Consider the following 13,845-nt stretch of genomic DNA (forward strand, 5'->3'; position numbering starts at 1 on the left):
AGGGCGTTCTCTGAGTCAACTCAAAACCAAAGGTTGCATCGCCCAGCGCCGTTTTCCCCCGCAATAACAATCGATTGCCTCACGCAACACCGCAGCGCACGCCCGGCGCAACACCCGCCGCCGGGGCACTGCCGTGCCTTCACCGTTTCCCAAATACTCAAAAAACCGGCCGGCCCGCGCCAAGGGCCGGCGCCGGTCAATCCCCCTGCACCGGGGAAAGCGGCTGCCCGCGTTGCCGCTCGATCTCGCGCCAGCGCGCGACGTTCTGGTTGTGCTCCTCGAGCGTGCGGGCAAAGGCGTGCCCGCCGGACCCATCGGCGACGAAGAACACGTAATCCGTATCCTCGGGGTCCAGCGCCGCCGCGATGGCCGCCCGGCCGGGATTGGCGATCGGCGTCGGCGGCAACCCGTCGATCTGATAGGTGTTGTAGGGCGTCCGCCGCCGCAGCTCGGACCCCCGGATGCCGCGGTCCAGCACCCCCTTGCCGCCGGTGACGCCATAGATCACCGTCGGGTCGGTCTCCAGCCGCATGCCCTGCCGCAACCGGTTGACGAAGACGCTGGCCACCACCCGGCGCTCGTCCGGCACCCCGGTCTCCTTCTCGATGATCGAGGCCATGATCAGCGCCTCTTCCGGCGTCTCGTAGGGCAGATCCGGCTCGCGATTCTCCCAGGCCGCGGCCAGGAACGCCGCCTGCCGCCGCTCCATCTCGGCCAGCAGCGCGGCGCGGTCGGCGCCCTTCTCGACGTCATAGGTGTCGGGCGCCAGGATGCCCTCGTCGGGCAGTTTCGCGACCTCGCCGCCCAGGAACCCGGCCTGCTTCAGCCCCTCGACCACCTGCCAGCTGGTGACGCCCTCGGCGACCGAGATGCGCAGCCGCGCGTCCGGCTTCGCTTCCGCCGCAACGATGACCTCGGGCGCCGGCTCGCTGGCGGGATTGTATTTCGCCTGCTCGGCAAAGACCCCGGTCTCGGCATCCATGTCGCGCAGGATCACCGAATTTTCCCGCACGCCGATGCGGAACACCACCTCGGTGCCGCAGGTGCTGGGACCGCCGGCGGTGATGACCCGGACGATCTCCTCCATGCTGGCCCCCGGCGGCATCAGATAGGAGCCGTATTTCAGATCGCGCGATTTCCCCGCATAATCGGCGCCCGCCCGGAACACATAGGCATTGGACACCACCCCCTGCTCGGCCAGCTGCTGGCTGACCGCGTTCAGGCTGGCGCCGGGGGCGACCCGGACGCAGGCGGCCACGGCGCTGGGACCGGGCTTGGTGTATTCGTGCTTGCCCCAGGCGATGGCCGCCGCGACCGCGATCAGGATCACGATCAGCAGCGTCAGGAAGTTCGACGCGATATGGCGCCAGATCATTCCTCGACCCGCCCCATCACCAGGCTGGCATTGGTGCCGCCGAAGCCGAAGCTGTTGGACAGCACGTAATCCACCTTGCGCCGCACGGCGGCATTGGCGGCCAGGTCGACCGGGGTCTCGCGCGCCGGATTGTCCAGGTTGATCGTCGGCGGGCAGATCTGGTCGCGCAGCGCCAGGATACAGAAGATCGCCTCGACCGCCCCCGCCGCGCCCAAGAGGTGCCCGATGCTCGACTTGGTCGAGGACATGACCACATCGCCCGCGGCCTCGCCCAGAAGCCGCTCGACCGCGCCCAGCTCGATCACGTCGGCCATGGTCGAGGTGCCATGCGCGTTGATATAGTCCAGGTCGCCCGGCGACAGGTTGGCGCGCTTCAAGGCATTGGTCATGCTGCGGAATCCGCCGTCGCCGTCCTCGCTGGGGGCGGTGATGTGATAGGCGTCGCCCGACAGGCCATAGCCCAGGATCTCGGCATAGATCTTCGCGCCGCGCGCCTTGGCGTGCTCGTATTCCTCCAGCACGACGACGCCGGCGCCCTCGCCCATGACAAAGCCGTCGCGGTCCTCGTCCCAGGGGCGGCTGGCAGCCTTGGGATCGTCCTCGCGCTTGGTCGACAGCGCCTTGCAGGCGTTGAAGCCGGCGATGCCGATCTCGCAGATCGGGCTTTCGGTGCCGCCCGCGACCATCACGTCGGCATCGCCCAGCATGATCAGCCGCGCCGCGTCGCCGATGGCATGGGCGCCGGTCGAGCAGGCCGTGACCACGGCATGGTTCGGCCCCTTGAAGCCGAACCGGATCGAGACCTGGCCCGAGACCAGGTTGATCAGCGCGCCGGGAATGAAGAAGGGGCTGACCCGCTTCGGCCCGCGCTCCTTGATCAGCACCGCCGTGTCGGCGATCGAGGACAGCCCGCCGATCCCCGAGCCGATCATCACCCCGGTGCGCTCGCGCTCGTCCTCGTTCGCGGGCTCCCAGCCGGAATCCTTCACCGCCTGCGCAGCGGCGGCCATGCCGTAAAGGATGAAGTCGTCGACCTTGCGCCGGTCCTTGGGCTCCATCCAGTCGTCGGGGTTGAAGCTGCCGCCCGTGCCGTCGCCGAACGGGATCTCGCAGGCATATTTCGTCGCCACATTCGCGGTGTCGAACCGGGTGATCGGTCCGGCGCCGGATTCTCCGGCCAGAAGCCTCGACCAGGTCTCCTCGACCCCCGAGGCCAGCGGCGTGACCATCCCCAGACCGGTGACGACAACTCTGCGCATGCACGGGCTCCCTTCGCAACGCTCAATCGGGCAGGTTCTACACGCGCGCCGCCCGCCGCGCAACGCAAAGCGGCCCTGGGCCGGCAAGCCGCCGCCCCACCGGTCCGGCGCCATTCGGGCAGGATGGCAACACCCCTGAAAGCAATGGGAACCGCACCTGCGGGCGCTCGTTGAACTCATCGGGAATCGGCCTATTCTGCGGCCGAGCCCCTCTCTTGCAGACGCTCCCATAGGAAAGGACGACGCCGGATGACCACGCAGACACAGGCCAGCGCCCAGGCCGCCCTGGACGAGATCCAGACCGTGACCGCGGTCGTCCTGCCCGAGCCCCCCGCAGCCGCCCCGAAACTGGCCGAGGCCGAGCCCGCCGTCGCCGAAGAGATCCGCAAGCGCATGGCCGAGGTGGACATCCGCGACTCCGGCTCGATCGTGCATTTCGGCGCCCGGGCCCAGAACGAGCTGCAGGAAATCAGCCAGGCCATGCTGGCCGACGTCAAGAACAAGGATGTGGGCCGGGCCGGCGAATCCCTGCGCGAGATCGTGACCACCATCCGCGGCTTCTCGGTCAGCGAGCTGGACGTGCGCCGCCAGCGCAGCTGGTGGGAGAAGCTTCTGGGCCGCGCCGCGCCCTTCGCCAAGTTCGTCGCCAATTACGAACAGGTGCAGGGCCAGATCGACCGCATCACCGCCGATCTCGATCAGCACCAGCACCGGCTCTTGAAGGACATCAAGTCGCTCGACCTGCTCTATGACCGCACGCTGAACTTCTATGACGAGCTCGCGCTCTACATCGCGGCGGGCGAGGAGAAGCTGGCCCAGATCGACCGCGACGAGATCCCCGCCAGGGAAGCGGCTGTCGAGGCCGCGGCCGAGAACGACAAGGTCATGGCCGCGCAGGAACTGCGCGACCTGCGCTCGGCCCGCGACGACCTGGAGCGCCGGGTGCACGACCTCAAGCTGACGCGGCAGGTGACCATGCAGTCCCTCCCCTCGATCCGGCTGGTGCAGGAAAACGACAAGTCCCTGGTCACAAAGATCAATTCCACGCTGGTCAACACCGTGCCGCTGTGGGAAACGCAGCTGGCGCAGGCCGTGACCATCCAGCGCAGCGCCGAGGCCGCCCGCGCGGTCAAGGAGGCGAACGACCTGACCAACGACCTTCTGACCGCCAACGCGAAGAACCTGCGCGAGGCCAATGCCCAGATCCGCACCCAGGTCGAGCGCGGCGTCTTCGACATCGAGGCGGTGCGCACCGCCAATGCCGAGCTGATCTCGACCATCGAGGACAGCCTGCGCATCGCCGACGAGGGCCGCACCCGCCGCGCCGCCGCCGAAGAGGACCTCAAGGCGATGGAGGCCGAGCTGCGCAAGACCCTCGCCTCGGCCAGCGCCCGATCCCCCAACCCAGCATCGACGCCATCGTGACCCTGCCTGCCCGTCCCTCCCTGCACCTGACCCTTGCGCTGGCCCTGCTGGCGCTGCTGGCCGCCTGCGCGCCCGAGCCCCCGGCCGAGGCCCCGCCGCCCCCGGTCGAGGCCCCGCCCCCGCCCGAGCGCCCCGAACCGCCGCCGGTCGATCAGGCCGCGCTGCGCCGCGAACGCGCCGAAAGTGCCCGCGCCGCCACCGCGCGCGCCGAGGCCGCCGCCGCCTCGCCCGCCAGCCGCAACATGCGCGACTATCTCGCCGGCGTCGAGGAGGCGCTGATCGCCCGCGGCCGGCTGCGCACCGATCCCGGCACCGAGATCGCGCTGACCCCGGAAAAGCTGGCAGAGGATTTCATCGAGGTGGCGCTGCACGACGAATATGTGCGCGAGGGCGGCAAGCTGGTCTCGCGCCCGACGCCCGCCCCTTTGCGGCGCTGGCAGCAGCCGGTGCGGGTGCGGCTGGAATTCGGCGACTCGGTCGCCCCCGCCCAGCGGGCCCGCGACCGGGCCGAGATCGCCGGCTATGCCGCGCGGCTCCAGCGCATCACCGGCCATCCGGTCGCGCTGACCGGCGCCTCGGGCAATTTCAACGTGCTGATCCTGAACGAGGACGAGCGCCGCGCCATCGGCCCGCGCCTGTCCTCGCTGGTGCCCGGCATCCCGGCCGGCGACATCGCCGCGCTGCGCGACCTGGCGCCGCAGAACTATTGCACAGTCTTCGCCTATTCCAACGGCAACTCCCCGGCCTATGCCCAGGCCGTGGCGCTGATCCGGTCCGAGCTGCCGCCGCGCCTGCGCCGCTCCTGCATCCACGAGGAACTGGCGCAGGGCATGGGCCTGGCCAATGACAGCCCGCGCGTGCGCCCCTCGATCTTCAACGACGACGAGGAATTCGCCTATCTGACGCAGCATGACGAATTGCTGCTGAAGATCCTCTACGACCCCCGCCTGCGCCCCGGCATGACCGAGGCCGAGGCCCGCCCCATCGTGCTGCAGATCGCCCGCGAGCTGCTGGGAACCGAGGTGTGACAGGGCCCCGCCCCGCAGCGACCGGAACGCCAGGCCCAGCCAGGCCGCAATCCCCGCCAACAGGCGCAGAACTCGGTCGGGCGGGCGGTCCGGCTGCTTCGGCATGGCACATCTCCGGGATCGGGGGCGGGGCGGCATTTCCGCCTGGCTATCACCCTTCCCTCAAGAAAAGATGAATCCGCGCCGCCATCGCCACCCTCTCCTCGCTTGACGAGCGGGGCTGCCTCGGCACTATCCTCAAGGGCAGCCCGCGGCCTCGCAACGAAAAAGGCAGACCCATGTCCCTGTTCAACATCCTCGGCGGCGAGTTCATCGAGATCATCGAATGGACCGACGACACCCGCGACACGATGGTCTATCGCTACCCGACCGTCGGCAAGGCGATCAAATACGGCGCCAAGCTGACCGTGCGCGAGGGCCAGGCCGCCGTCTTCATCCACGAGGGGCAGCTGGCCGACGTGTTCCAGCCCGGCCTCTACATGCTGGAAACCAACAACCTGCCGATCCTGACCCGGTTGCAGCACTGGGACCACGGCTTCCGTTCGCCCTTCAAGTCCGAGATCTATTTCGTCAACACCACCCGCTTCAACGACCTGAAATGGGGCACCAAGAACCCGGTCATCGCGCGGGATCCGGAATTCGGCCCGGTGCGCATCCGCGCCTTCGGCACCTATTCCATGCGCGTGACCGACCCCGGCCGCTTCATGACCGAGATCGTCGGCACCGACGGCGAATTCACCCGCGACGAGATCAGCTTCCAGCTGCGCAACATCATCGTGCAGGAATTCTCGCGCATGATCGCCGGCTCGGGCATCCCGGTGCTGGACATGGCGGCGAATACCGGCGACCTGGGCCAGATGGTCGCCAAGGCGATCGGCCCCACCGTCGCCGCCTATGGCCTGACCATCCCGGAATTCTACATCGAGAACATCAGCCTGCCCGACGAGGTGGAAAGGATGCTCGACAAGCGCACATCGATGGGCATCGTCGGCGACCTGAACCGCTTTGGCCAATATGCCGCATCCGAGGCGATGCTGAACGCCTCGAACCAGCCCGGCGGCATGGGTGCGGGAATGGGCGCGGGCATCGGCGCCGGGCTTGGCGCGGGCATGGGCGCCGCCATGGCGCAGCGCGGCCCCTGGGGCGCCGTGCCCCAGCAGCAGGCGCCGCAGACCCCGCCGCCGCTGCATCCCGAAACCGTCTGGCATATCGCCGTGAACGGCCAGGCCGACGGCCCCTATGGCCGCGCCCATCTCGGCCGCCTGGTGCGCGAGGGCGGCTTCACCCGCGAAACGCTGGTCTGGACGCCCGGCCAGGACGGCTGGAAACCGGCCGAGGAGGTCGCCGAACTCGCCCAGCTCTTCACCGTCGCGCCGCCGCCCCCGCCGCCGATCCCGAAGGCGGAGTAAGCCGCCGGAATGCCGACGCCGCCCTCGGAATACCGCTATCCTTGCGAGAATTGCGGCGCCAGCCTGGAGTTCTCGCCCGGCCAGCAAAGCCTGGTCTGCCCCTATTGCGGGCATGAAAGCCATATCGGCCCCGGCCCCGCCCGCGCGCCCTCCCGCCAGAGCCAGCAGGGGCCATGGGGCGAAAGCGCCATCCTGCTCGACCCGGCGACCGGGCGGGCGCTGCAATGGGACGGCGGGCACAAGTCGCCGCAGCTGCAGGAACTGCCGCTGGAGCACGGGCTTTCGCTGGACCGGCACAGCGACCTGACCGAGACGGTGCGCACCCTCTCCTGCCCGAATTGCGGCGCCAAGGTCGAGATCACCAGCTACCGCCACGCCTCGGCCTGCCCGTTCTGCGCCACCGCCGTCGTCACCGACACCGGCACGACGCGCCACATCAAGCCGCAGGGCGTGCTGCCCTTCGTCATCACCGAGGCGCAGGCGAAAGCCGCGCTCGAAGACTGGCTGCGCGGGCTGTGGTTCGCCCCCTCGGGCCTGACCGCCTATGCCCGGCGCGGCAAGAAGATGAGCGGGGTCTATTCGCCCTTCTGGACCTTCGACGCCGACACCGCCTCGCGCTACAGCGGCGCCCGCGGCGACTGGTATTACGAAACCGTCTACGTCACGCAGATGGTGAACGGCCGCCAGCAGCGGGTGGCGCAGCAGGTGCGCAAGACGCGCTGGACCCCGGTTTCGGGCCAGGTGGCACGGAATTTCGACGATGTGCTGGTGCTGGCCTCCAGCGCGCTGCCGCGCCGCATCACCGATGCGCTGACGCCCTGGGACCTGTCGCATCTGGTGCCCTACCGGCCCGAATACCTGGCCGGCTTCCTGGCCGAGGGCTACACGATCCCGCTCGGCTCGGGTCATGACATCGCCCGGCAGGAAATGGCCGGGGTGATCGCCATGGATGTGCGCCGCGCCATCGGCGGCAACGAACAGCGCGTCACCGGCATCGAGACCCGCTTCGCGAACGAGACCTTCAAGCATATCCTGCTGCCGGTCTGGACCGCCGCCTATCGCTACAACGGCAAGAGCTATCGTTTCGTGGTCAACGGCCAGTCCGGCCGCGTGCAGGGCGAGCGGCCCTGGTCTGCCTGGAAGATCGCCCTTGCCGTGCTGCTGGCGCTGGCGCTGCTTCTGGCGGCGCTTTGGCTGAACGAGCGCGGCGGTTTCATCCGCTTCGGCGCCGCCGACCTGACGCCGGATATTTCCATCAGCGGCAGTTACCGCTATCAGGAGACAGGAGCGGACGGTCCCGCCGTCCGAAGCGGCTAAGAAACGGGAGGGGAAGCCGATGATCCTTTGCGCCGGGGAATCGCTGATCGACATGGTGCCCGAGGGCGCCCATTACCGGCCCCTGCCCGGGGGCGCGGTCTACAACACCGCCATCGCGCTTGGCCGCATGGGCATCGACACGGGCTATCTCTGGCCGATCTCGCGCGATACCTTCGGCGAGATGCTGCTGCGCCCGCTGGCCGAGGCGGGGGTGGATACCGGCCTTTGCCCGCGCAGCGACCGGCTGACCACGCTGGCCTTCGTGACCCTGACCGGGGGCGAGGCGCGCTATGCCTTCTACGACGAGGGCTCGGCCGGCCGGATGCTGGCGCCCGAGGACCTGCCCGAGATCCCCGACGCGGTCTCGGCACTGTTCATCGGCGGCATCAGCCTGGTCCCCGATCCCTGCGGCGCCGCCGTCGAGGCGCTGGTGGAACGCGTCCGCCAACGCATCCCGGTGATGCTGGACCCCAACATCCGCCCCTTCTTCATCGCCGACGAGACGGCCTATCGCGCCCGACTCGACCGGCTGATCGGCATGGCCGACCTGGTCAAGCTCTCGGGCGACGACCTCGACTGGCTGATGCCGGGCGCAAGCTTCGAGGAGGCCGCCGCCGCGATCCTCGCACGCGGGCCGCGGGTGGTCTTCCAGACCGGCGGCTCGGCGGGAGCGCGGGCGCATTGGTCGGGCGAGCCGCTGGCCGCCCAGGCCCTGCGGGTCGAGGTCGCCGACACTATCGGCGCCGGCGACACCTTCAACGCCGGGGTGCTGGCCGCGCTCGACCGCGCGGGCGTGCTGACGCGCGAGGGGCTGGAGCGGCTGACGCCGGAGGCCGTCGCCCAGGCGCTGGCGCTCGGCACCCGGGCGGCGGCGATCACCGTCTCGCGCCCCGGCGCCAATCCGCCCTGGGCGCACGAGCTTTCCGCCCTGCCGGCCTGACCCCAGACGGGAAGCCTCGGCCCTGGCCGCTCCGTCGCGTCATGGGTATTTAGAAAACAGAGAAGCCGCCTTTGCCCCAAACCGACCGGCAGGACGGAATTCGGACATTGGGGAAACCGTGAAAGCGAAGAGGCCGCGCCCTGCGGCCCGGCCTTGGCTTCTCTGTTTCCCAAATACCCAAATCGCAGCCGCTCAATCGGCACCGGCCGCGCCCGGCTCTTGCGACCGCTGCCGTCTTCCAAAAGCCGCCCCGCGCGACGGTGCCGGTCAAAGCGCCTCGAAGGCCGCCTTCTGCCGCTCCGTCCAGCGCAGGCGCAGATGCACGCCGTCCTCGGCCAGTTCCTCGGCCGCCACCACGCCGCGCTCATGCAGCCAGGCCCGGCGCCGGCCGTCCGAATGCGGCAGCACCAGCTCGGCCTCCAGGCGCGGCTCGTCCAACGCCTCGGCCAGCCGCGCCTCGATGGCGGCCAGCAATGCCTCCAGCCCCTCGCCAGACAGCGCCGAGATCGCCTGAACCCCCGCGGTCCGCGCATCGGTGCGCCGCAGCGCCGCGCGGGTTTCGGGCGAAAGCGCATCGATCTTGTTCCAGACCTCGATCAGCGGCACGTCCTCCTCGACCCCCAGCGAATCGAGGATCTCGCCCACGTCGCCCGCCTGCTCCTCGGTCTCGGGATGGCTGATGTCGCGGACATGCAGGATCAGGTCGGCGGCCAGCACCTCCTCCAGCGTGGCGCGGAAGGCGGCGACCAGCTCATGCGGCAGGTCGCTGATGAAGCCCACGGTGTCGGACAGGATCACCCGGCGCCCGCCCGGCAGCACCCTCTGCCGCATGGTCGGGTCCAGCGTGGCGAAAAGCTGGTCCTGGGCCAGGACCTCGGCCCCGGTCAGCCTGTTGAACAGCGTGGATTTTCCGGCATTGGTATAGCCGACCAGCGCCACGATCGGATAGGGCACCTTGGCGCGGGCCTTGCGATGCAGCTCGCGGGTCTTGACCACCCGCTCGAGCTGCCGGCGCAGGCGGATCACCTGCTCGTCGATGGCGCGGCGGTCGGCCTCGATCTGAGTCTCGCCGGGGCCGCCGACGAAGCCCAACCCGCCGCGCTGGCGTTCCAGGTGGGTCCAGGCCCGGACCAGCCGGGTGCGCTGATAGGCCAGCGCCGCCAGTTCCACCTGCAACACGCCCTCGCGCGTCTGCGCCCGGTCGGCGAAGATTTCCAGGATCAGCCCGGTGCGGTCGAGGATCTTGACGCCCCATTCCTTTTCCAGGTTGCGTTGCTGCACCGGCGTCACCGGCCCGTCGATCAGCACCAGTTCCGCCCCCTCGCCTTCGGCGGCGGCCTGCAGGTGCTCGCCGATCTCCTCGCGCTTGCCCTTGGAGAACAGCATGCCCGGATCGGGATTGCGCAGCCGCGCCACCTCGGCCCCCGTCACCGCGATGGCGGGCAGCGCATGGGCGAGCGCCACGGCCTCTTCCAGCGCCAGCTCGGGCGAGCGGCGGGTGCGCGAATTGCCCAGATCGGGATGGATCACATAGGCGCGGGTCGGCCGCTCGCGGGTTTCCGAGGGCTCGGCCAATCAATCCTCGCCATCATAGAGGCTGATCGGCTGCCCCGGCATGATGGTGGAAATGGCGTGCTTGTAGACCAGCTGCGACTGTCCGTCGCGGCGCAGGAGCACGCAGAAATTGTCGAACCAGGTGATGACACCCTGCAATTTCACACCATTGATAAGGAAAATCGTGACCGGGACCTTGCCCTTGCGCACATGGTTCAGAAAAGCGTCCTGGAGGTTCTGTTTGTCGCCGGCCATTCGGGGCACCTTGTTCTTATCGCTGGTTTTCAAGACTTAGGCGAGCGGGCAGCCGCTTGCAAGCATGTGTCCGCCCTAACGGCGCCAGTATTCGGGCGAGACCAGCGCCAGGATCGCCAGGGTCTCGACCCGGCCGACGATCATCGCACCGGCCAGCACCGCCTTGGTCAGCCCCGGCAGCCCGGCCCAGCCCGCCCAGGGCGCCCCCGCCATGCCGGCCGAGCCCTGGAAGGTCGGCGTCAGCGGAATCGCGCCGGCCAGCGGCCCGGTATTGGTCAGCGCCGCGATGGAGAGAATCGTTGCCGAATCGAATTCGACCCGCTGCAGCGAGATCAGCATGACCGTCACCGCGATGGAGCTGGCGAAGAGCATGAAGAAGATGAAGGCGAGATAGGCGCCCTCGCGCCGCAGCCGCCGCGCCATCAGCCCGCCGCCGCCGACCGAGCTGGGATGCACGATCCGCTCCAGCTCGCGCTCGGAATGGCGCGCGAGGGCATAGACCCGCAGGAGCTTGACCCCGCCCGCCGTGGTGGCGACGCCGCCGCCCATCATCGCCAGCCCGGCCAGCATCAGCCCCGGCGAGCTGAGCCCCGACCAGTTGCGCGCCCCCTGCCATTCGACCGAGTTCCAGCCGGTGGTGGTCAGATAGCTCAGCCCGTTGAAGATCCCGCCCCAGGCGGCCGAGGCGGCGCTGTCCAGCGTGCCGAGCACCCCCATGCCGCCCTCGGGCGAGACGCCGATGGCGCCGGCGAAATGCCGGGCGAACAGCACGACCGAGACCAGCAGCACCACGCCGGCGGCCATCTGCAGCTCGGGATCCCCGGCCCAGCTCTCGCTGGCCCTGAGCTCGCCGCCGCCCGGCCAGAACCGGCGCGACAGCGCCGGGATCAGGAACAGGAAGATGACCACCTCGCCGGCGATGCCGCTGCCCTGCCCGGCCGGGCCGCCCACCGGGCTGATGCCGCTGGTCGACAGCGTGCCCATGGCGCGGGTCAGCGCCACCAGACCGGTTTCGCCCAGCATCAGCAGCAGCATCCACATCAGCAGCGTCAGCCCGGCATAGACCGGCAGCACCACCCGCCCCGCCCGCATCACCCGATGCGCCGGATCGGCCAGCTCGGTCTGGAAGGCGGGATGGGTCAGCGGGGCCAGGGCGTCCGGGCCCTCGGCCGAGCGCGGCAGGCGCTCGAACCGCTCGCTGCGGCCATAGGGCGAGGACATGATCTCGAACCCGCCGACCCGCAGCGGCGCCAGCAGCGCGATGGCCGCGACCAGCATGAACAGCCCGCCCAGCCAGCCGACCAGCGCCCGCCACAGATGCAGCGGCGCCGGCAGCAGCTCGGGGGAATAAAGCGAGGCGCCGGTGGTGGTCAGGCAGGAGATCATCTCCCACCAGGCGTTGAAGAACCCGGTATCGGGCAGGGCCAGGGCGAAGGGCACCGCCAGCATGGCCGGCAGCAGCGCCATGGTGCCCAGCATGGTCAGAAGCACGCTGCGCGCCCGCGGCCCCTCGGGCGTGCCGGCGGTGGCGATGCCCAGGATCGCCGCCAGCAGCACGAACAGCCCCGCCGCGCCCAGGAAGATCGAGCCGATCTTGTGGCTGTCCTGCGCATGGGCGTAAAGCCCCGGCAGCACCATGGCCAGCGCCCCGATCCCCCCCAGGAGCACGATCAGCGGCAGGCGCAGCAGGAGCTTCATGCCGACGCCTCAGAAAAAGTCGATCGAGACCTGCAGCAGGCGCTCGACCTCGGGGATGTCGGAGGTCAGGGCGAAGATCACCACGATGTCGCCCTCCTCGATGCGCAGGTCGCCCGTCGGCTTGATCACGCGCTCGCCCTTGCGCACCGCGCCCATCAGCGCGCCTTCGGGGAATTCGATGTCGCGCACCGCCCGGCCGGCGATGGGCGAGGTGGACAGGACCTGCGCCTCGATCACCTCGGCCTCGGCATCGCCGATGGAATAGATGTCGCGCACCCGGCCGTGCCGGATATGGCGCAGGATGGTCGAGACGGTGCTGGCGCGCGGATTGATGAAGGCGTCGATGTCCAGCGGCTCCATCAGCGACATCAGCGTCGGATCGTTGACCAGCGAAATCGCCAGCTTGGCGCCGGCCTGCTTGGCGCGCACCGCGGCCAGGATATTGGTCTTGTCGTCGTCGGTGATGGCCAGCACCGCATCGGCGCGCGGCACGGCCGCCTCCTCCAGCAGCTCGGCCGAAAGCCCGTCACCGTTCAGCACGATGGTGCGGTTCAGCGCGTCGGCCGCATCCTCGGCCCGGGCGCGGCTGCGCTCGATCAGCTTGACGCGGATGCGCTCGGGCCGCGCCTCCAGCGCCTGGGCCACGGCAAGGCCGACATTGCCGGCGCCGATGATGACCACGCTTTCCTGCTTGGCCATGGGCTTGCCGAAGATCTCCAGCGTGCGCGGCACGTCCTCGGCCAGGGTGAAGACATAGACCTGATCGCCCTCGAACAGCTGGTCGCCCGGCTCGGGCGCGAAGAGCTTGCCGCCGCGCCGCACGCCGCTGACGATGGCGCTGAGGCTGATGAACATGTCGTTGAGCTGGCGCAGCGGCGTGTTCAGCACCGGGCTGTCCGGCTCCAGCAGGATGCCCAGCAGGTGCAGCCGGCCCTCGAGAAAGGTCTCGGCATCGAAGGTCGAGGGCGCCGAGAGCCGCTGGATCGCCGCCCGCGCCACCTCGCGCTCGGGGCTGATGACCACGTCGATGGGCAGGTGGTCGGTACGGTAGAGATCGGAATAGATCGCATCCAGATAGGCCGAGCTGCGCAGCCGGGCGATCTTGCGCGGCACCTGGAAGACGGAATGCGCGACCTGGCAGGTGACCATGTTCACCTCGTCGGAATGGGTCGCGGCGATGATCAGGTCGGCATCGCGCGCCCCGGCGCGGTCCAGCACGTCGGGATGGCTGGCAAAGCCGGTGACGCCCTGCACGTCCAGCGCATCGGTGGCGCGCCGGACCAGCTCGGCATTGGTGTCGATGATGGTGACGTCGTTCCGCTCGCCCGCCAGATGGCGCGCGATATGCCAGCCGACCTGCCCCGCCCCGCAGATGATGATCTTCATTCCGGCCCCGGTCCATGCCCTTCGTGAAGCGCGATCCTATCGCGCGGCGCGGGCGACGGATACAGCGAAAACATCAGGGCCACCCGTGCAGTCGCAGCGCCTGTCCCACCGCCGCATGAGTATTTGGGAAACGGTGAAGCGGTTAGGCTTTTCTTAACCTCGCCCCTGTAGACAGACCATGCGGTACAGGCTGGAGAGC

Annotated in this window: 11 protein-coding genes; 5 read left to right on the forward strand and 6 right to left on the reverse strand. The window is 69.4% G+C overall.

The window, feature by feature from the left end; genetic code table 11:
* Window positions 1-196 precede the first annotated feature (196 nt).
* The gene (gene mltG, locus L632_RS0108920) at window positions 197-1,375 is read right to left on the reverse strand and encodes an endolytic transglycosylase MltG (RefSeq protein WP_036697720.1); all 1,179 of its coding nucleotides are present in this window, start codon (window positions 1,373-1,375) and stop codon (window positions 197-199) included.
* Window positions 1,372-2,634: a beta-ketoacyl-ACP synthase II gene (fabF, locus tag L632_RS0108925; protein ID WP_028712243.1), complete on the reverse strand. Its 1,263-nt coding sequence runs from the start codon at window positions 2,632-2,634 to the stop codon at window positions 1,372-1,374. The genes mltG and fabF overlap by 4 nt, the downstream gene beginning before the upstream one ends.
* Window positions 2,635-2,883: 249 nt before the next feature.
* On the opposite strand from fabF, the gene L632_RS0108930 reads away from it, so the two are divergent.
* From L632_RS0108930 to L632_RS0108950, 5 genes are all read left to right on the forward strand, one after another.
* A complete protein-coding gene (locus L632_RS0108930) occupies window positions 2,884-4,059 on the forward strand; it encodes a toxic anion resistance protein (RefSeq protein ID WP_028716640.1) in 1,176 nt (391 codons plus the stop codon).
* Window positions 4,056-5,087, forward strand: a complete 1,032-nt coding sequence (locus L632_RS0108935) for a DUF2927 domain-containing protein (protein ID WP_028712245.1) — start codon at window positions 4,056-4,058, stop codon at window positions 5,085-5,087. The genes L632_RS0108930 and L632_RS0108935 overlap by 4 nt, the downstream gene beginning before the upstream one ends.
* 278 nt (window positions 5,088-5,365) lie before the next feature.
* The gene (locus L632_RS0108940) at window positions 5,366-6,496 is read left to right on the forward strand and encodes an SPFH domain-containing protein (protein WP_028712246.1); all 1,131 of its coding nucleotides are present in this window, start codon (window positions 5,366-5,368) and stop codon (window positions 6,494-6,496) included.
* Between the two features lie 9 nt (window positions 6,497-6,505).
* Entirely contained in the window at window positions 6,506-7,813 is a 1,308-nt protein-coding gene (locus tag L632_RS0108945) for a hypothetical protein (RefSeq protein WP_028716641.1), read from the forward strand.
* A 19-nt stretch (window positions 7,814-7,832) separates the two neighbouring features.
* Window positions 7,833-8,753, forward strand: a complete 921-nt coding sequence (locus L632_RS0108950; RefSeq protein ID WP_028716642.1) for a carbohydrate kinase — start codon at window positions 7,833-7,835, stop codon at window positions 8,751-8,753.
* A gap of 267 nt (window positions 8,754-9,020) precedes the next feature.
* On the opposite strand, the gene hflX is transcribed toward L632_RS0108950, so the two are convergent.
* The 4 genes from hflX to trkA all read right to left on the reverse strand — a co-directional run bounded on the left by hflX (window position 9,021) and on the right by trkA (window position 13,646).
* Entirely contained in the window at window positions 9,021-10,328 is a 1,308-nt protein-coding gene (hflX, locus tag L632_RS0108955) for a GTPase HflX (protein WP_028716643.1), read from the reverse strand.
* Window positions 10,329-10,562 (reverse strand): RNA chaperone Hfq, encoded by a 234-nt coding sequence (gene hfq / locus L632_RS0108960; protein WP_017999735.1) that lies wholly within the window; start codon window positions 10,560-10,562, stop codon window positions 10,329-10,331. It abuts the gene before it with no gap.
* Between the two features lie 75 nt (window positions 10,563-10,637).
* Window positions 10,638-12,260, reverse strand: coding sequence for a potassium transporter TrkG (locus tag L632_RS0108965; RefSeq protein WP_028712250.1), 1,623 nt, complete (start codon window positions 12,258-12,260; stop codon window positions 10,638-10,640).
* Between the two features lie 9 nt (window positions 12,261-12,269).
* Window positions 12,270-13,646, reverse strand: coding sequence for a Trk system potassium transporter TrkA (trkA, locus tag L632_RS0108970; RefSeq protein ID WP_028712251.1), 1,377 nt, complete (start codon window positions 13,644-13,646; stop codon window positions 12,270-12,272).
* Window positions 13,647-13,845: the final 199 nt, after the last annotated feature.

The organism is Paracoccus sp. J39 (assembly GCF_000518925.1).
In the GTDB taxonomy this organism is placed as follows: domain Bacteria; phylum Pseudomonadota; class Alphaproteobacteria; order Rhodobacterales; family Rhodobacteraceae; genus Paracoccus.